The organism is Rhodoferax sp. UBA5149 (assembly GCF_002413825.1).
Classification (GTDB): domain Bacteria; phylum Pseudomonadota; class Gammaproteobacteria; order Burkholderiales; family Burkholderiaceae_C; genus Rhodoferax.
On the sequence record NZ_DHXT01000195.1, the window covers coordinates 1 to 19,894 of the forward strand.

Sequence of the window (19,894 nt, forward strand, 5' to 3'; positions counted from 1 at the left end):
TGGCGCCGTTCAGGTCGGCGATGGAGATGGTCGGCGCAACGTGTACGATGGCAGGCTTAGCGCCGTCGAAATCTGTTTGAACTATATTTATCGATTGAGCATCCCGCTCCAGTGCCAATGGCGTCAGTTCTTCACTGATTCGAAGTACGCGCACAAAACTGTGTGAGTCGCTGGAATCACCTCCTGCAAGACCAGCAGCGGTCGGATCGAGCTCAGTGAAAAGATCCCCGCCAGCCGCAATTACTTTGGCAAGCTGTGCCGAGCCACTGTTTAGATCGTTCAATGCAGCTTCTGTTTTATCCGTGGGCTCTGTACCCAATAGGCTACCTTCTATCAGCAATTCACGACCAGCCTCAACCATCAACGGTTGTCCATTCGGTAACGCCAGTTCAAGTCGTGTCTGGTCTTCTGTGACGATTTTCTGTCCTGCCTGGACTTCATCGCCAACCTGCAGTGACTTGCGGATACCGTCTGCATTGACCACCCAAGCCTTGCCTTGCAAGAGAACGACAACGCCACGTGCTTGGGCAGAGACTTGATTGGTAGCCATGAGTGAACTCCAGATTGCAGCAAAATTAGATTTGCTGACTTTAGAGCACTCTTTGCTGGGCCGGTATTGTCCTCAGGGACAGGTCACATGGACATTAATGGATGCCGTGCACTCTCAGCGCGAGTTGCAGACGATCAGTCAGGTTGAGTTTGTCAAACACCGCGCTCAAATGGGCCTTGACGGTTCTCTCTGAGATTTTGCAATCCAGCGATATATGGTGATTGGAGGCACCGTTTGCAGCCAAGATAGCGACCTCTCTCTCTCTTGGCGTCAAACCACCGCCCCAGTCAGCCGCCGACTCGTGAGTTAAGGCGGCAACACGGCCCGCGCTTTGAACAAGCCTTTGCATGAGTGTTTTCCCAATCCAGACATGCCCAGCCCGGACAACTTGGGTGACCTGGATCAGGGTAGCAGCATCCGAAAAAGCATGGCAGTACGCCGCACAACCCGCATCAAGCGCCTTAATTGCTTCGCTGTCCTTTGGATTGGAACTGGCCGCCACAATCCGGATTTTCTGCCCCTGCACCAGACGATTCCACTGTTCGTCGCTCCATGCCGGAATGTCTGGCAGCGATAAATCAATCCACGCCAAGGTGTCTTGAGTCAGGTTGAGTTGACACAGATCCTTGAATCGACCTGCAATGATCTGATGGCCCGGACGAAATGCGCGCTGCCAGTGTTCTAGCAGCCCAGCATCATGGCTGACCAAAACCAACTTGAACGGGCGACTCATCGTTCTGTCATCGCCTTTGCCTTTGCCCTCAATATAGGCTTCAGCAAGTAAGCAAGGACCGATTTCTTGCCCGTGAGGATATCGACTTCCGCAACCATGCCAGGAATGATGGGGAACTTCTGGGCGCCAATAGTACTTGAAAGGGTTCTCACGCGAACCAGGAAAAATGCATTTCCTTTTTCATCAAGCACACTGTCGGCACTGATGTTCTCTAACGTAGCCTCAAGACCACCGTAAATGGCATAGTCGTAGGCCGTGAATTTGACCAACGCTTTTTGACCAGGCCTCAGAAAAGCAATATCTCTGGGCAGGATACGCGCTTCCAACAGGAGGGCATCGTCTGAAGGAACCACTTCAATGAGATCCTTGCCCGGTTGAACGACGCCGCCGATCGTGTTGACTTTAAGTTGCTTAACTATGCCGTTCACGGGTGAGCGAATGTCGGTCTGTTTGACCCTGTCCTCCAAAGCCGTACTGCCTTCGGTAAGGGCACTGAGCTTGGCGTTGGTTTCACTCAGTTCGGATCGCGCAATATTGCGAAAGGCGAGTTCCACTTCTTGCATCTTCCGATTTGCTTCGGCAACCGAAGACTCCAGTCTGGGTATGTCCGAGTTTGCGCTATCACGCTCGCCCCGGTAGCGCGCGACGTCACGCTCCAACCTCAGAAGCTCCACATCCGAAACTGCACCCGTTTTGACAAGCGGGCGCGTCATTTCAAGTTCTCGTGCTGTCAGGTTATAGCTTTGGGCGGCCTGTTCGCGCCGTGCCCTGATCGATATCAATTCTTGCGAGCGCTGCAGTGATTGTTGTCGAGCGACGCCAATGGTCGCATCAAGTTCTGCCCGACGAGATTCGTAGAGGGAGCGTTCCTGCTGCACGATTTCGGGAGCGTCTTTGACGACGTCCTCGGGCGGGACGAATCGGGCCCCATCTGCCAGCGCTTTGAGTCGCGCAGCTTTGGCCAGGAGTGCCAGGTACTGGGATCTGTTTTCCCGCAAGGAAGACACCATCCGCGTGGGATCTACTTTGAGAAGCAGTTCGCCAATTTTGACCCGCTGTCCTTCTTTCACAAGTATTTCTGAAACCATTCCGCCGTCCATGCTCTGCAGAATCTGGATCTGCCTTGACGGAATGACTTTCCCTTCGCCGCGCGTGACTTCGTCCAGCCTTGAAAAACCGGCCCAAAAAAGCAAAACAAGGACAACGGCAACGCTGAACCAAACGAGGATGCGTGCACCACGTGGCGTTTGCTCTGCAATTGCCCAGTCTGCATTGGCGTCGAAATCTCCATCCAGGTCCTTATGCTTTCCGTCGACTGCGTGCAGCACGATGTCCATCCACGAGGAGCAGCGTCGGTAAACTCGTGCCCAGTACGGGGCCAGGCGGCTTAATTGGGTTACGGTTGTCATCAAGCGGCCTTGCCGATTCTGCCGCTTTGCAGGGCTTCGACTACCTGTGTCTTTGGGCCATCCGCCATGATTTGGCCGCTATCAATCACAACCAGTCGGTCAACCAATTCAAGCAGCGACGTTCGGTGGGTCACAAGTACCACGGTCTTTCCCGTTGTGAAGCGGCGCAGGCGAGCTTTGAGAAGATCTTCACTTTGATGGTCCATGGCGCTGCTAGGCTCATCGAGCAAGAGAATGGGTGAGTCGTTCAGGACCGCGCGCGCGATGCCCACCGCCTGCCGTTGCCCTCCGGACAAGGACTCGCCGCGTTCCCCGATCGGCATGTCAAAGCCACGAGGGTGCTGATTCGCGAACTCGGTGACCCCTGCAATCTCGGCCGCCGCAATGATATCTTGGTCGTCAGCAAATGGTGCCCCCAATGCAATGTTCTCTTTCAACGTGCCGTAAAACAAACTGACATCCTGAGAAACGAAGCCGGCCGCCCGCCGCAATTCAGCGGGATCGACTTGGCGCATATCAATTCCATCGATCAAAATAGCGCCTTCAGTAGGCTGATGCAAGCCGAGCATCAAGCGCTGAATAGTTGATTTTCCAGATCCCACGCGGCCAATGAAGGCCACTTTTTCGCCTGCATGTATCTTGAAAGAAACCCTGTTTAGCACGCTCTGTTGCTGCCCAGGGTAGGTAAAACTGACGTTTTTGAATTCAATTTCCCCCTGGAACCCGGCTCTGTGTACAAACGCGGCATCATTAAACCGTTCAGGCTTGGTTTGCATGTGTTTCTCGATCGATGCCAAACCACTTTTTGCATTGTGGAACTGCATCAAGAGCCCTGCAACTTGTCCAAACGGTGCCATGGCTCTTCCTGCCAGCATGGACGCGGCAATAATCGCACCCATGCTAATCTGGTTAGCCATCAGCAAATAAACACCTACAACCAGCACGGTGACCGACACCAGTTGTTGCAACATTTGCGCAAAATTCATAATGACCGAGGAAAGCAGCTTCAGCCTGGTCCCGTTTTGCGCCAGGAAAACCGTGGAGTGCTCCCACTTGCGTTGAAAACTGCTTTCCGCCACCATGAATTTAATGGTTTCAATACCAACCAGGCTTTCCACCAGCGTGGCATTGCGTTGCGATGAGGCCCGCTGAGTCACATCCACCAACTCCTGCATTTTTTGCTGCACGACCAGGGATGCCACCAGTAAGAGCGTGATGCAGAACACGGGAGGTATCAATAGCCAAGGCGAGATCCATGCGATGACGAAAAAGAAAACGAGTACAAAAGGCAGGTCCACCAAAGTCGTGATGGAAGCAGAAGCCACGAAATCCCTGACCGCTTCAAAAGCCCTGAGATTCGCCGCAAAAGAGCCCACCGAAGCGGGTCTATCTGCCAGTCGCAGTCCGAGAACTCGCTCCATGATTTGTGCGGACAACGTGACGTCAATGCGTTTGCCTGCGGTGTCCAGAATGTACGATCGTAAAACGCGTAGCGTCGTATCAAAAACCATCATCAATAAAACGCCAACCGCCAGGACCCACAATGTCTCTTCGGCTCGGTTGGGTACCACCCGGTCATACACCGTCATGGAAAACATGGGTGTCGCCAATGCAAACAAGTTAATCAGCAAAGCAGCGAGCAGGCTGTCTCGGTAAAGACGCCAGTTCTGTATGACGACGCCCCAGAACCAGTGCCGTGATTTGACCTGCCCGGTGGCAGGGGTCCGAGGGTCAAAGTTGAAGATCGGTCGGACAAAAAAAACAACGCCAGAGTAGATGCCCTCAAGCGCCGCCCTTGTCAGAACCTCCGCCGCTTCACCATTTTCAGGAAACCTGACCCGGGCGTCGCCCGTGTCCAGCCATTCCAGCAAAATACAGGCTTGTTTGTCCTTCATGAGAAGAATGACCGGTAGCAGGCCCGGACGCAAATCCGCCAATGAGCGACGTGCCAGTCTTGCAGTCAGCCCGGCCCGGGCAGCCGCCCGGGGCAACAGCGCCGGTGTAATCCGGTTGTCTTCCAGGGGCAAACCCGCAGAGAGGGCCTCTTGTGTCGTGGAAATACCGAAAATTCTCGCGATGGCGACGACGCTAATCAGCAATGAATCAAAATGAACGCTGTGTTCGCCAACGCGCCAGGGGTTTGGATTGGTTGCGTTTTTAGTGGTCTGGGCAGAGGTGGGCATGGTGTTTGGCGTGACTGTTTGTGCGCGAGCTACAACTACAAAATCTGCTCGTCGCCCCCCAATAAATCCAATGCGCCGTGCATGCGGTTGCGAAGCCCTTTCCTCAGCATCAATTTCCTTTGCGCGGCGTCTGGCAAATCGGTATGTCGAATCACGTTTTTCATGATAAGCGTATCAATCAAGTCTTCAATGACCCGTACAAAATCGGCGTCCGCCGCACCAAACGCTGGCTCTGCTCGGCCCGCGTTGAAAAACTGTTGAATTTCAGGGTTGTGCTCGTCCATCATTTCGCTATTGGACTGCTGTAGCCTGGACAATGACTGGATGTTTCCGTCAGCGCTTCGGACAACGTAAAACATGGGTTTGCGCCTTCTGTGTGCTGTTGCAAGCCTTGCGGCGGTCTACAAATGGATGCCTATTATGGCGTGGTGCGTCTTCAGCTGATCGTGATTGATGACCCAGGTCGCTCATGAACGATTGCACAACCTGAAGTGCTCACACGATTTTGACTTCCAGCCCCCGTCAGTATTGCGCAAGCTGCTATCAATTAAATTGCATACTCAATCGTGATGGGAGCGTGGTCCGAGAATTTCTCATTTTTGTAGATGGTGTCAACACGCGCCAAGGCAGCCAGCGCCGGTGTTGCCAGATGGTAGTCCAGCCGCCAACCCACATTCTTGGCGTAGGCCTGACCCCGGTTGCTCCACCAGGTGTAGGCCTCGTCCGTAGCGGTGGGCTTTAGCTGCCGGTACACGTCCACCATGCCAGCCTCGCTCAGTAACTTCGACATCCAGGCACGCTCTTCGGGTAAAAAGCCCGAGTTTTTACGATTGCCCTTCCAGTTTTTCAGATCAATTTCCTGATGCGCGATGTTCACGTCGCCGCACAGGATGAACTCGCGCTCGCCCATGAGCTTGTGCAAATGCGGATAGAACTCGTCGAGAAAACGGAACTTCGCCTGCTGGCGCTCTTCTCCTGAGGAGCCACTGGGAAAATAACAACTGATGATGGACCGTTTTGCGCCAGGGGTGTCGAAGCGCAGCTCCACGTAACGGCCCTCGGCGTCAAACTCAGTGGAACCGTGGCCCATCAGAACATCGCTCGGTTCTTGCCGGGTGTAAATTCCCACGCCAGAATAGCCTTTCTTCTCAGCGAAGTGAAAGTGGCCCTTGAGCCCGGCCAATTCCTCAAACCGGCCCTGCACATCGATGGCCTGCGCCTTGACCTCCTGCACGCAAATACAATCAGGCTTGGTTTTAGCCAGCCAGGCTTCCAGGCCTTTGGTCGTAGCGGAGCGGATACCGTTGAGGTTGAGGCTGGTTAATTTAAACAAGGAATTTCCTCATGTCAGAGAGTGTTGCAACTGAAACCGGACAAGTCCCGCCGCAAGATACGCTGGCCCAGGATTTTGTGCAGTTCGCGGTGGATTGTGGCGTGCTGCGCTTCGGCGAATTTAAGACCAAGGCGGGCCGCATCAGCCCTTATTTTTTCAATGCCGGCCTGTTTGACGATGGCGCCAAGCTGGGGCGGCTGGCGCAATTTTACGCACAACGTCTGCTGCGCAGCGGTATTGAATTCGATATGATTTTCGGGCCCGCCTACAAGGGCATTCCGCTGGGCGCGGCACTGTCCGTTGAACTTGCGCGCCTGGGGCGTAACGTACCGTTTGCCTACAACCGCAAGGAAGCCAAAGACCACGGCGAGGGCGGCACGCTGGTGGGCGCACCACTCAAAGGACGGGTGCTGATTGTGGACGACGTGATGTCCGCCGGCACGGCGGCACGCGAATCGATTGCCATCATCCGGGCCGCCGGTGCGACCGCGCACGCAGTGGTTATCGCGCTGGATCGGCAGGAAAAAGCGACTGAAAACGGCATGGATGTGGAACACAGCGCCGTCCAGTACGTTCAAAAGCAGCTCGGACTGCAGGTTTGTGCGATTGCAAAGCTGGCTGATTTAATGCAGTATCTCGACAAGCACAGCGCGGGAGGACTGGCCGCCGATCATCAGCGCGTTCTGGTCTACCGGCAACGTTATGGCGTAAAAGAAGGTTAATCATGTTCAGCTGGACTCGGTACGCGGGGCGCGCCTTGAGGCACTTGCTCACGGGAGCGCTTCTGGCGGGCCTGTCAGGCATGGCATCGACGCAGGCGCAACCAACCACGCCGCAAGGCATCTACACCTGCACCGACGCCCGGGGTCGCAAGCTGACATCTGATCGACCCATAGCCGAATGCAACGACCGCGAACAAAAGGTGCTCAACCCCAGCGGCACGCTGAAGTCCAAGGTGGGGCCAACACTGACCGCGCAGGAACGCACGGAGCTGGAAGTCAAAGACAAAGCGGAACAGGAAGAGCGAGCCCGCCTCAATGAAGAAAAACGGCGCGATCGGGCGCTGCTGATCCGCTACCCCAACAAGACGGTGCACGACAAGGAACGTGTCGAAGCCCTGAACCAGATCGGCGTGGTGCGGCTGGCGGCGGTGAATCGGGCTGAAGAATTGCTGCGCCAGCGTGCTGACATCAACCAAGAAATGGAGTTTTACAAAAAAGACCCGAGCAAAGCCCCGCCATCACTACGCCGCCAGGTAGATGAAGTGGCTCACAGTCTGGCCGTGCAAGGGCGCTTCATTGCCGATCAGGATGCTGAACTCCGGCGCGTCAATTTGCGCTTTGACGAAGAGCTGGCGCGCCTGAAACAGCTGTGGGGGATGCAGTCACCCAGCCCTCCCGCGGCGGCGAGAAAAACACACTAAGCCACAAAAAATTCGATCAAATTTTTGTCGGTTTAGTCCAACTTCTTGCGCAGCAGATCGTTAACTTGCTGCGGGTTCGCCTTGCCCTTGCTGCCCTTCATGATCTGCCCCACCAAGGCGTTGAGCGCTTTGCCGTTGCCGCCGCGGTACTCTTCAACATTCTTCGGATTGGCCGCCAGAACCTCATCGACGATCTTCTCCAGCTCACCGCTGTCATTCATCTGCTTGAGGCCCTTGGCCTCGATCAGCGCATCGACGTCGCCCCCTTCAACATTCCATAGCGCATCAAACACTTGCTTGGCAGCGTTGTTTGAAATCGTGCCATCATGAATCCGGGCAATGAGCGCGGCCAGCTGCGTTGCCCCGACCGGCGCCTGCTCAATGCCAAGTTCACCGGCATTCAGGCGGCGCGAGACTTCGCCCATGATCCAGTTGCTGGCGAGTTTCGGCTGGCCACAGGCTTTGGCGGCGGTTTCAAAATAGGCGGCCATTTCACGACTCTGGGTCAAGGCGCTGGCGTCGTATTCGGACAGTCCGTAATCGCCCACAAACCGCTGCGCCATCACGCGCGGCAACTCGGTCATCTCGGCGCGCACACGCTGCACCCATTCATCCGCAATCACCAGCGGCGGCAAATCCGGGTCCGGAAAATAGCGGTAATCGGCAGCGTCTTCCTTGGTGCGCATGGCACGGGTTTCGCCGGTATCGGGATTGAACAACACGGTCGCCTGCTGAATCGCGTGGCCGTCCTCAATCTGCTCGATTTGCCAGCGCACCTCATAGTCGATGGCCTGTTGCATGAATTTGAAACTATTGAGGTTCTTGACCTCACGGCGCGTCCCCAGTGGCTCGCCAGGCTTGCGCACCGACACGTTGGCGTCGCAGCGGAAGCTACCCTCCTGCATATTGCCGTCGCAAATACCGATCCAGGTCACGATCTTGTGCAGCTCCTTGGCGTAGGCCACCGCCTCGGCGCTGGAGCGCATATCGGGCTCGGTCACGATCTCCAACAACGGCGTACCAGCACGGTTCAAATCGATGCCGGTCTGCCCCACAAAGTCTTCATGCAGCGACTTGCCCGCATCCTCTTCCAAATGAGCGCGCACCAGTCGCACCGACATTTTTTGGTCACCCAGAAAGAACTCGACCTCACCGCCCTGCACCACCGGAATTTCAAACTGGCTGATCTGGTAGCCCTTGGGCAAATCCGGGTAGAAGTAATTCTTGCGCGCAAAGATGCTGCGCGGTGCAATATGGGCGCCAATGGCCAGGCCGAACTGGATGGCGCGTTCCACCGCGCCTCTGTTCATCACCGGCAAGGTACCGGGCAGGGCCAGATCGACCGCGCAGGCCTGCGTGTTGGGTTCGGCACCAAACGCAATCGGCGCACGACTGAAGATTTTGGATTGCGTGGAGAGCTGGGCGTGGGTCTCGAAGCCGATCACGACTTCATAACCCATCACCAGCGGTGACTTGATGGCCGCACGCGACGGCGACTGCGCTGTTTCAACGAATGTATTCATAGTCAAAATCCTTCTGGCTTGGCAGCGTGCCAGTCGGTGGCCTGCTGGAAGCGATGCGCCACATTGAGCAGCTTGGCCTCCTTCAAATAATTACCGATCAGCTGCATGCCCACCGGCATGTGACCCGCGCCAAAACCTACTGGCATACTCATGCCGGGCAAACCGGCGAGCGAGCCCGGCAAGGTGAAAATGTCGGCGAGGTAATCGGCCAGCGGATCATTGCCGTGTCCGCCCAGCTTCCAGGCCACGGTGGGTGCTACCGGCCCCGCGATCACGTCGCAGAGCTTGAACGCCTGCTGAAAATCATCGGCAATCATGCGCCGGATCTTTTGCGCCTGCAGGTAGTACGCATCGTAATAACCATGCGACAGCACGTAGGCGCCGATCATGATGCGGCGTTTGACCTCATCGCCAAAACCCTCGGCACGGGTCTTTTTGTACATATCGATCAGATCGGTGTACTTGTCCGCGCGATGGCCAAACTTCACGCCGTCAAAGCGGCTCAGGTTGCTGGAGGCCTCGGCCGGGGCAATGACGTAATAAACCGGAATCGACAGCTCGGTGTGGGGCAGCGAGATGGGCACCAGCGTCGCGCCCAATTTTTCGTACTCCTTGAGGGCCGCGTCTACCGCGGCGCGCACGTCGGGGGCCAGCCCTTCGCCGAAGAATTCCTTGGGCACACCGATGCGCAGACCAGAGACGCCATCGTTAAGTGAGCGGGTGAAGTCTTCAGCTGGCACATCGAGCGAGGTCGAATCCCGATCCGGGTCCGGCCCGCACATGGCCGAGAGCAGCAAAGCGCAGTCTTCCGCGGTGCGCGCCATGGGACCGGCCTGATCCAGGCTGGACGCGAAAGCCACCATGCCGTAACGGGAAGCACGACCGTAGGTCGGTTTGATACCCGTGATGCCGCAAAACGAGGCAGGCTGGCGAATCGAGCCGCCCGTATCGGTCCCCGTGGCAGCGGGCGCCAGACGGGCGGCGACTGCCGCCGCACTGCCGCCGGACGAGCCGCCGGGCGTGCGGGTAGTGTCCCACGGGTTATGGACCGGGCCAAAGGCGGAATTTTCGTTGGCCGAGCCCATGGCAAATTCGTCGCAATTGAGCTTGCCCAAGGTCACCACACCCTGCTCGGCCAGCTTGGCCACCACCGTGGCGTCAAACGGTGAGCGATAGCCGGCCAGCATTTTGGAGCCCGCCGTGGAGACGAAATCGCGGGTGACGAAAATATCCTTGTGCGCCACGGGCACGCCCAGCAGCCCCTGGGCAGCACTTGATGTGCCCGCGGCCAGTGCCACGTCAGCAGCACGGGCCTGGGCCAGCGTGACTTCTTCGTTGATGTCCAGAAAAGCGCCTAACGAGGCATTGGCCCGGGCTCGCGCCAGAAAATGCTGCGCAGTCTCTACGGCAGAGACTTTGCGCTCTCGCAGCTGGGCAGCCAGCTGGGCCACCGTGAGGTCATGTAATGCGGCGGTGTTGTGTGTCATTTTTTATTCAATCACCTTGGGAACCAGAAACAGGCCGTGTTCGACGGCCGGGGCATTGCGCTGGTTGGCTTCGCGATTGTCGGGCTCGCTCACCCGATCCTCGCGCAGGCGCAACTTGATATCCTGGATGGTGGCCATCGGATGCGCCAATGGCACGATGCCGGTGGTGTCCACGGCGCGTATTTTTTCGACCATGTCGAAAAACCCGTTGATTTGCGTCAGCATGCGCTCACCCTCGATCGGCTTGAGCTCCAGCCGGGCGAGATTGGCGATGCGGGCGATGTCAGCAGAAGTCAGAGACATAACGTATCTTCATTAGAAACCGGATGTAAAACACCTCCGCAGAGGAATTTCCGGCTAAGTTTTCAAAGGGGATAAGGTATTATCCTGCCTTTGGCTTCCAGCTTGCGATGCTGCAGGTTCTTGCCAGAAGAAACCGATTTTGAACCCGTCAATATGGTGATGGCAGGCCGAGGCGCTTGCCATGCCCGAGAGGATATTTTAATGTTTGGAGCATTCCGTCAGTACTTCTCCACTGACCTGGCGATCGACCTTGGTACCGCCAACACCCTGATTTACGTACGTGACAAGGGTATTGTGCTGGATGAGCCTTCGGTGGTTGCCATCCGCCACGAAGGGGGCCCGCAAGGCAAAAAAACCATTCAAGCCGTGGGCAAGGAAGCCAAGGCCATGCTGGGCAAAGTGCCTGGCAACATCGAAGCCATCCGCCCCATGAAAGACGGCGTGATTGCCGACTTCACGGTGACCGAGCAGATGCTCAAGCAGTTCATCAAGATGGTGCACCCGCGCAGCATCTTTCGCCCCAGTCCGCGCATCATCATCTGCGTGCCGTGTGGCTCGACCCAGGTCGAGCGCCGCGCGATTCGGGAATCGGCCCTGGGCGCCGGTGCCAGCGACGTTTTCCTGATCGAAGAACCGATGGCCGCCGCCATCGGCGCTGGCCTGCCCGTCAGCGAAGCCAGCGGCTCCATGGTGGTGGACATTGGTGGCGGCACCACCGAAGTCGGCGTGATCTCGCTCGGCGGCATGGTCTACAAGGGCAGCGTGCGCGTCGGCGGCGACAAGTTTGACGAGGCCATCATCAACTACATCCGCCGCAATTACGGCATGCTCATTGGCGAGCCGACCGCCGAAGCGATCAAGAAAAAAATTGGCTCGGCCTTTCCGGGCAGCGAGGTGCGGGAGATGGAAGTCCGCGGCCGCAACCTGTCTGAAGGTGTGCCGCGCAGCTTCACCATATCAAGCAACGAAATTCTGGAAGCCCTGACTGACCCGATCAACAACATAGTCTCGGCCGTCAAAAACGCTCTGGAGCAGACACCCCCGGAGTTGGGTGCCGACATTGCCGACCGCGGCATGATGCTCACCGGCGGCGGCGCTCTGCTGCGCGACCTGGACCGCCTGCTGGCCGAAGAGACCGGCCTGCCCGTCCTGGTGGCGGAAGATCCCCTGACCTGTGTGGTGCGGGGTTGCGGCATCGCCCTGGAGCGGATGGACCGTCTGGGCTCCATTTTCACCAGCGAATAACTTCAGGTGCGGCGATGCCTCTTGGTACGCTGGACGGTACTCCCCCCCCCTTCTTCCGGCAGGGCCCCTCGGCCCTGTCCAAACTAACGTTTTTCAGCGCACTGGCGCTGTTTCTGATGGTGGCCGACGCGCGCTTCGAGCTTGCCAAGCCCTTGCGTGTGGCGGTGGCCGCCGTGCTGTACCCGGTGCAATGGCTGGTTCTGCGACCGGTGGCATGGGCCCAGGGTGGGGGCCAGTATTTCGAATCGCTTAAGGCATCCCAAGCCAGCGAAGAAGCGGCCCACCGCCAACTGGACTTGCAGTCGCAACGCGCCAATCAGGTAGAACAACTCACGCTGGAAAACACGCGTCTTCGCCAGCTGCTGGGCTTGCGCGACCGGGTAACGACACCGGCGCAGGCGGCACAGGTCCTGTATGACGCCGCCGACCCCTACACCCGCAAAGTCGTCATCGACCGGGGCTTGCTCGACGGCGTGGTGGCCGGCTCGCCGGTGCTGGATGAAACCGGGGTGTTAGGCCAGGTCACCCGGGTCTACCCGATGGTCAGCGAAGTCACACTGGTCACGGACCGCGATCAGGCGATTCCTGTGCTCAACACGCGCACCGGTGCGCGTGGGGTGGCCTTTGGCGACCCTGCCTTGCGTGCCAGTGGGCTGGAACTGCGCTTCATGACCGCCAACACGGATGTGCAGACCGGCGACCTGCTGACCACCAGTGGCGTGGATGGCGTTTACCCGCCAGGTTTACCGGTGGCCCGGGTGGCGAAGGTTGATCGGCGGGTGGACTCGGCTTTCGCCCACATTAACTGTGTGCCGCTGGCCCTGGTCTCCGGGGTCGACCACGTCATGGTTCTCAAACCGGTCGCCACCCAGATAGCGCCTCGTCCCGCCGTGGAAGCAGCGCGCGGGCCGGTCAGAAAAGGACCCCGAAAATGATCATGCGCCGGGGCCATCAGTTGCTGCTGCCCGCCAACCCATTCTTTATCTGGGGCAGCTTGGCAGGGGCGTTGACCCTCAATATGTTGCAGAACATGGGCCTGTGGGGTCGCGCTGCCTGGACGCCCGATTTTTTGGCTCTGGTCCTGGTATTTTGGAGCATTCATCAACCGCAGCGCGTGGCCATCGGCGTCGCCTTCATGTTTGGCATTCTCATTGATGTGCACCAGGGGGCCATGCTGGGGCAGCATGCACTGAGCTACACCGTGCTCAGTTTCTTGGCCATTGCCATTCACCGCCGCTTGCTGTGGTTCCCTGTGCCGTCGCAGGCCTTTCAAGTCTTGCCGCTGTTTGTGGCATGCCACGCCATTGAGTTGACCATTCGCATGGTGGCAGGCGGTGCTTTTCCAGGGTTCCTGATGTTGCTGTCACCGCTCATTGAGTCACTGCTGTGGCCAGTCGTCAGTGTGATACTGCTGTTCCCGCAAAGAAGGACACCCAATCCCGATGCGCACCGGCCACTTTGACATAGCCCCCACGCTGGTCACGGCGTGTACGGCGCTGCCCCCCAAGGGGGCGGTCCGGTGAGGCGGCAGCTGCCATGATGGAACTGCGCAACGTCGAAGCCGACCTGTCGCGCTTTCGGGCCCGGGTGCTGGTGGCCAGCATCGTCGTCGTCGTCTGCTTTTTGCTCGTGGCGTCCCGGCTGGTGTACCTTCAGATCGTGCGTCATGAGGACCTGTTGGAGCAGGCGGAAAACAACCGGACCGCCATTGTGCCGGTGGTGCCAAACCGCGGCCTGATCCTGGATCGCAATGGCATTGTGCTGGCCAGCAACTACTCGGCCTACACGCTGGAGGTGACCCCATCCAAAGTGAGCGACCTGGAGCAGACGATTGACGCGCTGTCGCAGGTGCTTGACATCACGCCGCGTGACCGGCGCCGCTTCAAGAAGCTGCGCGAAGAATCCAGGAGCTTCGAGTCGCTGCCGCTTCGCACCCGTCTGACCGATGAAGAGGTGGCGAGATTTGCGGTGCAGCGCTATCGTTTTCCGGGCGTCGAAATCAAGGCCAGGCTGTTTCGCAACTATCCTTATGGCGAGCTCGCCAGCCACGTGATTGGCTACATCGGGCGCATCAACCCGGCCGAGAAAGAAAAACTCGACGACTCCGACGAGGAGGCCAACTACCGGGGCACTGACTACATCGGCAAGCTCGGCATCGAGCAGAGCTTTGAGACCCAGCTGCACGGCACCACGGGCGTCGATTCGATGGAGACCTCGGCCGGTGGACGCGCCATGCGCCGCCTCGCCAGCAGTCCGGCCACGCCCGGCGACACCGTCAAGCTGTCCATTGACATCAAGCTGCAGCATCTGGTGGAAGAGTTGTTTGGCGACCGCCGTGGTGCCTTGGTGGCATTGGACCCCAAGACCGGCGAGATACTGGCGTTTGTCAGCAAGCCCACCTTCGACCCGAATCTGTTTGTCGAAGGCATTGACAGCGAGAGCTGGCAGGCGCTCAACGAGTCCATCGACAAGCCGCTGCTGAACCGCGCCCTGCGCGGCACCTACCCGCCTGGGTCCACCTACAAGCCGTTCATGGCGCTGGCCGCGCTGGAGACCGGCAAACGCACGCCGCAGCAGACCATCGCCGACCCCGGTTTTTTCATGTTCGGCGGCCATCGGTTTCGCGATGACAAAGAAGGCGGGCATGGTTCGGTCGATATGTACAAGTCCATCGTGGAATCTTGTGACACCTACTACTACATGCTGGCCAACGACCTGGGGGTCGACACCATCCACGATCAGATGCAGCGTTTCGGCTTTGGCGAACTGACCGGCATTGACATTCAAGGCGAGGTGCGCGGCCTGCTGCCGTCGACCGCCTGGAAGCGCAAGGCCTACAGAAGGCCCGAACAGCAAAAATGGTACGCCGGTGAAACCATCTCGCTCGGCATTGGCCAGGGCTATAACAACTTCACCATGCTGCAGCTGGCCTCGGCGACGGCCACGCTGGCCAACAACGGCGTGAAGATGAAACCGCACCTGGTGAAAGAAGTGGAGGACATCCTGACCCACACTCCCACCACCACCACGAGGGAATCGGTGGGGGAAGTGATCGCCAAGGCCGCCAACATCGCCGTCATCAAGAATGCGCTGGTGGGCGTGAATATTGAGGGCACGGGCGCAGGTGCTTTTCGCGGCGCGCCCTACACCAGCGGCGGCAAGACCGGCACGGCTCAGGTCGTTCAGATCAAGCAGAATGAAAAATACTCGGCCTCCAAAACGGAAGAGCGTTTTCGCGACCATGCCTTGTTCACGGCGTTTGCGCCGGCGGAAGACCCAAAAATCGCGCTCGCCATGATCGTGGAAAACGCCGGCTTTGGCGCCAAATACTCGGCGCCGATTGCGCGTCGTGTTTTTGATTTCTGGCTGCTCAACCAGTACCCGAGTGTGGAAGACATTCAGGCCGTGCAAAAAGGCCAGGCGCCGGCGCCGATTGGCAAGCCACGTGCCGTGGCCGCCATGCCCTGGCCGCCGGGCGCAGCCGTTGCCGCCAGCGCACCCGCAGCCCCCGCCAGTGCCACGCCCAGCCCCCGCTGACGACATTCAGCGGGGACGCTCAGCGCAAAAAAGCGTCATAGCCGGTCTTCAGGATCAGCGCGCCGACCACCACGATAAATACAGCCCGCACAAAGCCGGTGCCATGCTTGAGCGCCAGACGGGTGCCCAGCAGACTGCCGGCGACGTTGGCCAGCGCCATGGCGGCGACAAAGTGCCACCAGATATGGCCCTTGGCCACGAACAGAATCAGCGCGGCCACATTGGTCGCCGTGTTGATCAACTTGGCGCCAGCCGAGGCGCTCAAGAAATCGTAGCCCAGCAGGCGCACAAACAAAAAGACCAGAAAGCTGCCGGTGCCGGGTCCAAAAAACCCGTCATAGAAACCGATGATGGCCCCGATCAAGGCCGCCATCAAAGCCTCTTTGGCGCCCGCGTAGCGCGGCGCATGGGTGCGGCCCAGCTCGGGCCGGAACAAGGTGTAGATCAGCACCGCCAGCAGCACCACGGGCAACAGCTTGCGCAAATAGTCGGGCGACATCACGGTCACCAGCCAGGCCCCGCCAAACGCCGCCACAAAACCGGCGCCGGCTGCCGGCAACAGGGCGGCCCAACGCATGTCGACGCGCCGGCTGAATTGCCAGGTGGCGAATGCCGTGCCCCAGACCGAAGCCCCTTTGTTGGTGCCAAACAGCGTGGCAGGGTGCGCGGCGGGGAAGGTGGCGAACAGTGCCGGCACCAAGATCAGGCCGCCGCCACCCACCATCGAGTCCACAAAACCGGCCAGCAGCGAGGCCAGCGAGACAATCAACAATTCCATCAGGTCATTGTCGCATTCGGCTTTTGTCAGCCATTGCTATACAAACAATAGCTATCTACGTAATAGGCACGGGGGCTAGCTGGCTATTTAATCAAAAAAGGCACCGGGGTTGCCGGTGCCTTTTTCAAGCGCTTTGCTGATGCATGCGTTACTTTTTTATGTGCCCGTAGGCGCTTGTCTCCTGGGCCTCTCTCCTTCAGCAGGCCTGCGGCCCGTTGACGATTGGCGTAAATGTAAAACGCCAAAATCAGCTTGCCCATCGGGATTTACCCTTCCGGCTTTACCCTCTGACCCGCGCGGCGGCATCTTCCACAATCCATTGCGCGGCCTTCTCCGCGATCATCAGGGTGGGGGAGTTGGTATTGCCGCTGGTGATCAAGGGCATCACGCCGGCGTCGACCACGCGCAAGCCGACAATCAACCCGCCTTGGCCGCGCACCCGCAGCCGCGAGTCGACCACGGCCATCGGGTCATCCGCCGTGCCCATCTTGGTGGTGCCGACCGGGTGAAAGATGGTGTTGGCAATATCACCGGCCAACTTGGCCAAGTCCTGGTCGGTCTGGTACTGGGTGCCGGGCTTCCACTCCTGCGGCTGGTATTTGGCCAGTGCCGGTTGCGCCACGATGTGGCGCGTGACACGCAGCGAGTCGGCCGCGACTTGGCGATCGACCTCGGTACTCAGGTAGTTGGGGGCAATGGCGGGTGCCTCTTCAAATTTGTTGCTCTTGAGGTGAACCGTGCCGCGACTCGTGGGCTTGAGGTTGCACACGCTGGCGGTAAAAGCATTGAAGGCGTGCAGCGGCTCGCCAAAGGCGTCCAGGCTGAGCGGCTGCACGTGGTACTCGATGTTGGGGTAGGGCTGCGCGGCGTCGCTGCGGGTGAAGGCGCCCAGCTGCGAGGGTGCCATGCTCATCGGGCCGGTCCGTTTGAGGGCGTACTCCAGCCCGATCATGGCTTTGCCCCAGAGTGAATTCGCCTGCGTGTTCAGGGTCTTGACCCCCTGCACTTTGAACACCGAACGAATCTGCAGATGGTCCTGCAAGTTAGCGCCCACCCCCGGCGCATCGTGCGCCACGGGAACGCCCAGCTGTTGCAGCAGCGCGGCCGGGCCAATGCCGGAGAGCTGCAGGATCTGCGGCGAACCAATGCTGCCTGCGCTCAGGATGACTTCGCCTTCGGCCGTGGCGGTGATCATCTCGGAGCTGGCCCAGACCTGCACGCCGGTACAGCGCAGGCTGCCATCGGCCTGTTTTTCAATCACCAGTTTGGCGACCTGGGCCGAGGTCCACATCTCAAAATTCGGGCGCCCATAGCAGGTCGGCCGCAAAAAGGCCTTGGCCGTGTTCCAGCGCCAGCCTTCTTTTTGATTGACTTCGAAGTAGCCGACGCCCTCGTTGTCGCCCTGGTTGAAGTCCGCGGTGGCGGGGATGCCCGCCTGCTGCGCAGCCTGCGAGAACGCATCCAGCACGTCCCAGCGCAGGCGCTGTTTCTCCACCCGCCATTCGCCACCGGCATTGCGGTGCCGCAGCACGTGGGCATGCGCGTTGGCCTCGTCACGCATCAGCTCCGGGACGAAGCCGCGCGCGCCGTGCGCGGCGCTGGCGCCTTTGTAATGGTCCTCATGCAGTTTGAAATACGGCAGGACCTTGTTCCAGGTCCAGGCGTCGTCCCCCGTGAGCCGGGCCCACTGGTCGTAGTCATGGGCCTGGCCACGCATGTAAATCATGCCGTTGATGCTGCTGCAGCCGCCCAGCGTTTTGCCACGCGGGTAACGCAGCGCGCGGCCGTTGAGACCGGCATCCGGCTCGGTGTAGTAGAGCCAGTCGGTGCGCGGGTTGCCGATGCAGTACAGATAACCCACCGGGATGTGAATCCAGTGGTAGTCGTCGCGGCGACCGGCTTCGATCAGCAGGACGCGCTTGGTCGCGTCCGCCGTGAGGCGATTGGCCAGCAGGCAGCCGGCCGTGCCAGCGCCGATGATGATGTAGTCGAAGGTGGTGCTCATGGCGCTAGCTTACTTGGCTGTGGGTACGGCAAACTGACCGCGTCGGTCAGCGACGACACGGGGGCCCAGGGCGTAATCAATATTCGTTTTGCTCATGATGAATTCCTGATTCAGGTGCGCTAGTGTCGTCAAAAGCCACTTGATTTCCCAATGATTTCGACAAAACGGTGATATAAATTACTCAAATATGACTCCCGTGTCCGACCTTCAAACCCTGCGTGCCTTTGTGGCGGTGGCACGCGAAGGCAATGTGTCGCGTGCCGCCGCGCGCCTGCACCTGAGCCAGCCCGCCGTCAGCCTGCAACTCAAAAGTCTGGCCGACCACACCGGTCTGACGCTGTTCACGCGCACGCCGCATGGCCTGGTGCTCACCCGGGATGGGGCGGCCCTGCTGCCCCAGGCGGAAAAGGCGCTGTTGTCGCTGGCGGATTTCAACCAGGCCGCGCGCAGCCTGCACAGCACGCTGCGCGGACGCCTGCGCATCGGCACCGTGCTGGATCCGGAGTTCACGCGACTGGGGGCCTTCCTCAAAGAGCTGGTGGAATCGGCGCCGCAAATCGAGACCGAGTTGCGCCAGGGCATGAGCGGCGACGTGCTGACTCAAGTGGCGCAGGGCGAACTCGATGTCGGTTTTTACCTCGGTCTGCCCGGTGATTCAACATCAGAATCACTCCAAGCCCCCGTCAATCGGGCGAATGTCGCTACTGTTTTTGAAGCGAAAGTGCTATCGCACTTCACCTACCGGGTGCTGGCACCGGCCGGCTGGGGCGAGCAAGTGCTGGGACGGGACTGGAAAGCGCTCGCCGCCCTGCCCTGGCTGGCCACCCCTGCGGCGTCGGCGCATCACCGCCTGCTCGCCGGCGTGTTCGGCCCGCTGGGCGTGGAACCGCACCGGGTGGCGCTGGTGGACCAGGAAGCCTCGATGCTCGACCTGGTCCGGTCGGGCGTCGGTCTGAGCCTGGTGCGCGACGCCATTGCCATTCGCGAGGCCCAGGCCAGGGGCCTGGTGATTGCCGACCGGGTCAGCCTGGACTGCGATTTGAGTTTTATTTGCCTGCAAGCGCGTCGGGCCGACCCGGTGGTGGCGAGTGCCTGGACGGCGCTCGATCGGGTCTGGCGCTAGCGCTTATTGAACACCGCTAGGGCCTGCGCTATTGCCCTGACCAGTTCGGCTTGCGCTTTTCCTGAAACGCTTTTTGCCCCTCTTTGGCATCTTCGGTCAGGGTGAACAGGGCGATCTGGCTCTCGGTGAAGGACATCGACTCTTCAAACGCCATCGACTCCACCTTCTTGAGCGTGTACAGGCCGCGGCGGATGGCGGCCGGTGATTTGTCCAGCAGACGCTCCAGCAGCCACTGCAGCTTGGCGTCCACATCGTCGTCCAC

The 19,894-nt window shown here is 59.2% G+C and carries 19 protein-coding genes and 1 pseudogene; 7 read left to right on the top strand and 13 right to left on the bottom strand.

The window, feature by feature from the left end; genetic code table 11:
* The 6 genes from B3V69_RS17330 to B3V69_RS17355 all read right to left on the bottom strand — a co-directional run.
* The coding region (locus B3V69_RS17330; RefSeq protein WP_296448248.1) for a retention module-containing protein at nucleotides 1–550 on the bottom strand (550 nt) is incomplete at its 3' end.
* 94 nt (nucleotides 551–644) lie between these two features.
* The gene (locus B3V69_RS17335) at nucleotides 645–1,283 is read right to left on the bottom strand and encodes a response regulator transcription factor (protein ID WP_296448249.1); all 639 of its coding nucleotides are present in this window, start codon (nucleotides 1,281–1,283) and stop codon (nucleotides 645–647) included.
* Nucleotides 1,280–2,620, bottom strand: a complete 1,341-nt coding sequence (locus tag B3V69_RS17340) for an HlyD family type I secretion periplasmic adaptor subunit (RefSeq protein ID WP_296448250.1) — start codon at nucleotides 2,618–2,620, stop codon at nucleotides 1,280–1,282. Before B3V69_RS17340 ends, B3V69_RS17335 begins: the two co-directional genes overlap by 4 nt.
* A gap of 71 nt (nucleotides 2,621–2,691) precedes the next feature.
* Nucleotides 2,692–4,875: a type I secretion system permease/ATPase gene (locus B3V69_RS17345; protein WP_296448251.1), complete on the bottom strand. Its 2,184-nt coding sequence runs from the start codon at nucleotides 4,873–4,875 to the stop codon at nucleotides 2,692–2,694.
* A 35-nt stretch (nucleotides 4,876–4,910) separates the two neighbouring features.
* A complete protein-coding gene (locus tag B3V69_RS17350; RefSeq protein ID WP_296448252.1) occupies nucleotides 4,911–5,234 on the bottom strand; it encodes a hypothetical protein in 324 nt (107 codons plus the stop codon).
* 188 nt (nucleotides 5,235–5,422) lie between these two features.
* Nucleotides 5,423–6,208: an exodeoxyribonuclease III gene (locus tag B3V69_RS17355; RefSeq protein ID WP_296448253.1), complete on the bottom strand. Its 786-nt coding sequence runs from the start codon at nucleotides 6,206–6,208 to the stop codon at nucleotides 5,423–5,425.
* 11 nt (nucleotides 6,209–6,219) lie between these two features.
* Between B3V69_RS17355 and pyrE the strand changes: the two genes are divergently transcribed.
* Nucleotides 6,220–6,930 carry an orotate phosphoribosyltransferase gene (gene pyrE, locus B3V69_RS17360; protein WP_296448254.1) on the top strand — a complete coding sequence of 237 codons (711 nt, stop codon included), beginning with the start codon at nucleotides 6,220–6,222 and terminating at the stop codon, nucleotides 6,928–6,930.
* 2 nt (nucleotides 6,931–6,932) lie between these two features.
* Nucleotides 6,933–7,631 (top strand): DUF4124 domain-containing protein, encoded by a 699-nt coding sequence (locus tag B3V69_RS17365; RefSeq protein WP_296448255.1) that lies wholly within the window; start codon nucleotides 6,933–6,935, stop codon nucleotides 7,629–7,631.
* Between the two features lie 32 nt (nucleotides 7,632–7,663).
* Here the strand turns inward: B3V69_RS17365 and gatB are convergent, their stop codons facing one another.
* Genes gatB through gatC form a run of 3 tightly spaced genes read right to left on the bottom strand, consistent with a single transcriptional unit; the run spans nucleotide 7,664 to nucleotide 10,944 of the window.
* Nucleotides 7,664–9,154 carry an Asp-tRNA(Asn)/Glu-tRNA(Gln) amidotransferase subunit GatB gene (gene gatB / locus B3V69_RS17370; protein ID WP_414707569.1) on the bottom strand — a complete coding sequence of 497 codons (1,491 nt, stop codon included), beginning with the start codon at nucleotides 9,152–9,154 and terminating at the stop codon, nucleotides 7,664–7,666.
* Between the two features lie 2 nt (nucleotides 9,155–9,156).
* Nucleotides 9,157–10,641, bottom strand: coding sequence for an Asp-tRNA(Asn)/Glu-tRNA(Gln) amidotransferase subunit GatA (gene gatA, locus B3V69_RS17375; RefSeq protein WP_296448256.1), 1,485 nt, complete (start codon nucleotides 10,639–10,641; stop codon nucleotides 9,157–9,159).
* A gap of 3 nt (nucleotides 10,642–10,644) precedes the next feature.
* Nucleotides 10,645–10,944, bottom strand: coding sequence for an Asp-tRNA(Asn)/Glu-tRNA(Gln) amidotransferase subunit GatC (gatC, locus tag B3V69_RS17380; RefSeq protein ID WP_296448257.1), 300 nt, complete (start codon nucleotides 10,942–10,944; stop codon nucleotides 10,645–10,647).
* A gap of 201 nt (nucleotides 10,945–11,145) precedes the next feature.
* Here gatC and B3V69_RS17385 point away from each other — a divergent pair, with 201 nt between their 5' ends.
* The 4 genes from B3V69_RS17385 to mrdA all read left to right on the top strand — a co-directional run bounded on the left by B3V69_RS17385 (nucleotide 11,146) and on the right by mrdA (nucleotide 15,726).
* On the top strand, nucleotides 11,146–12,189 hold the full coding sequence (locus tag B3V69_RS17385; protein ID WP_296448258.1) for a rod shape-determining protein: 1,044 nt from the start codon (nucleotides 11,146–11,148) through the stop codon (nucleotides 12,187–12,189).
* A gap of 14 nt (nucleotides 12,190–12,203) precedes the next feature.
* A complete protein-coding gene (mreC, locus tag B3V69_RS17390; protein ID WP_296448259.1) occupies nucleotides 12,204–13,124 on the top strand; it encodes a rod shape-determining protein MreC in 921 nt (306 codons plus the stop codon).
* Entirely contained in the window at nucleotides 13,121–13,651 is a 531-nt protein-coding gene (gene mreD, locus B3V69_RS17395) for a rod shape-determining protein MreD (protein ID WP_296448260.1), read from the top strand. Before mreC ends, mreD begins: the two co-directional genes overlap by 4 nt.
* Nucleotides 13,652–13,725: 74 nt before the next feature.
* A complete protein-coding gene (mrdA, locus tag B3V69_RS17400) occupies nucleotides 13,726–15,726 on the top strand; it encodes a penicillin-binding protein 2 (RefSeq protein ID WP_296448261.1) in 2,001 nt (666 codons plus the stop codon).
* 19 nt (nucleotides 15,727–15,745) lie between these two features.
* Here mrdA and B3V69_RS17405 read toward each other — a convergent pair whose 3' ends face one another.
* The 3 genes from B3V69_RS17405 to B3V69_RS17415 all read right to left on the bottom strand — a co-directional run bounded on the left by B3V69_RS17405 (nucleotide 15,746) and on the right by B3V69_RS17415 (nucleotide 18,509).
* The gene (locus tag B3V69_RS17405; protein ID WP_296448262.1) at nucleotides 15,746–16,504 is read right to left on the bottom strand and encodes a TSUP family transporter; all 759 of its coding nucleotides are present in this window, start codon (nucleotides 16,502–16,504) and stop codon (nucleotides 15,746–15,748) included.
* Nucleotides 16,505–16,587: 83 nt separating this feature from the next.
* Entirely contained in the window at nucleotides 16,588–16,764 is a 177-nt protein-coding gene (locus tag B3V69_RS17410) for a hypothetical protein (protein WP_296448263.1), read from the bottom strand.
* A gap of 20 nt (nucleotides 16,765–16,784) precedes the next feature.
* Complete coding sequence (locus B3V69_RS17415) at nucleotides 16,785–18,509, bottom strand: GMC family oxidoreductase (RefSeq protein ID WP_296448264.1); 1,725 nt, start codon at nucleotides 18,507–18,509, stop codon at nucleotides 16,785–16,787.
* Between the two features lie 187 nt (nucleotides 18,510–18,696).
* Here B3V69_RS17415 and B3V69_RS17420 point away from each other — a divergent pair, with 187 nt between their 5' ends.
* Nucleotides 18,697–19,632, top strand: coding sequence for a LysR family transcriptional regulator (locus tag B3V69_RS17420; protein ID WP_296448265.1), 936 nt, complete (start codon nucleotides 18,697–18,699; stop codon nucleotides 19,630–19,632).
* 28 nt (nucleotides 19,633–19,660) lie between these two features.
* On the opposite strand, the pseudogene B3V69_RS17425 reads toward B3V69_RS17420, so the two are convergent.
* Nucleotides 19,661–19,894: pseudogene (locus B3V69_RS17425) on the bottom strand (enoyl-CoA hydratase/isomerase family protein); the annotation flags it as partial.

Bases quoted from the DNA above. Each gene is read 5' to 3' on its own strand.
- B3V69_RS17335 (WP_296448249.1), bottom strand. From the start codon at position 1,283: ATGAGTCGCCCGTTCAAGTTGGTTTTGGTCAGCCATGATGCTGGGCTG.
- B3V69_RS17340 (WP_296448250.1), bottom strand. From the start codon at position 2,620: ATGGACATCGTGCTGCACGCAGTCGACGGAAAGCATAAGGACCTGGAT.
- B3V69_RS17345 (WP_296448251.1), bottom strand. From the start codon at position 4,875: ATGCCCACCTCTGCCCAGACCACTAAAAACGCAACCAATCCAAACCCC.
- B3V69_RS17350 (WP_296448252.1), bottom strand. From the start codon at position 5,234: ATGTTTTACGTTGTCCGAAGCGCTGACGGAAACATCCAGTCATTGTCC.
- pyrE (WP_296448254.1), top strand. From the start codon at position 6,220: ATGTCAGAGAGTGTTGCAACTGAAACCGGACAAGTCCCGCCGCAAGAT.
- B3V69_RS17365 (WP_296448255.1), top strand. From the start codon at position 6,933: ATGTTCAGCTGGACTCGGTACGCGGGGCGCGCCTTGAGGCACTTGCTC.
- gatB (WP_414707569.1), bottom strand. From the start codon at position 9,154: ATGAATACATTCGTTGAAACAGCGCAGTCGCCGTCGCGTGCGGCCATC.
- gatA (WP_296448256.1), bottom strand. From the start codon at position 10,641: ATGACACACAACACCGCCGCATTACATGACCTCACGGTGGCCCAGCTG.
- gatC (WP_296448257.1), bottom strand. From the start codon at position 10,944: ATGTCTCTGACTTCTGCTGACATCGCCCGCATCGCCAATCTCGCCCGG.
- B3V69_RS17385 (WP_296448258.1), top strand. From the start codon at position 11,146: ATGTTTGGAGCATTCCGTCAGTACTTCTCCACTGACCTGGCGATCGAC.
- mreC (WP_296448259.1), top strand. From the start codon at position 12,204: ATGCCTCTTGGTACGCTGGACGGTACTCCCCCCCCCTTCTTCCGGCAG.
- mreD (WP_296448260.1), top strand. From the start codon at position 13,121: ATGATCATGCGCCGGGGCCATCAGTTGCTGCTGCCCGCCAACCCATTC.
- mrdA (WP_296448261.1), top strand. From the start codon at position 13,726: ATGATGGAACTGCGCAACGTCGAAGCCGACCTGTCGCGCTTTCGGGCC.
- B3V69_RS17405 (WP_296448262.1), bottom strand. From the start codon at position 16,504: ATGGAATTGTTGATTGTCTCGCTGGCCTCGCTGCTGGCCGGTTTTGTG.
- B3V69_RS17410 (WP_296448263.1), bottom strand. From the start codon at position 16,764: ATGGGCAAGCTGATTTTGGCGTTTTACATTTACGCCAATCGTCAACGG.
- B3V69_RS17415 (WP_296448264.1), bottom strand. From the start codon at position 18,509: ATGAGCACCACCTTCGACTACATCATCATCGGCGCTGGCACGGCCGGC.
- B3V69_RS17420 (WP_296448265.1), top strand. From the start codon at position 18,697: ATGACTCCCGTGTCCGACCTTCAAACCCTGCGTGCCTTTGTGGCGGTG.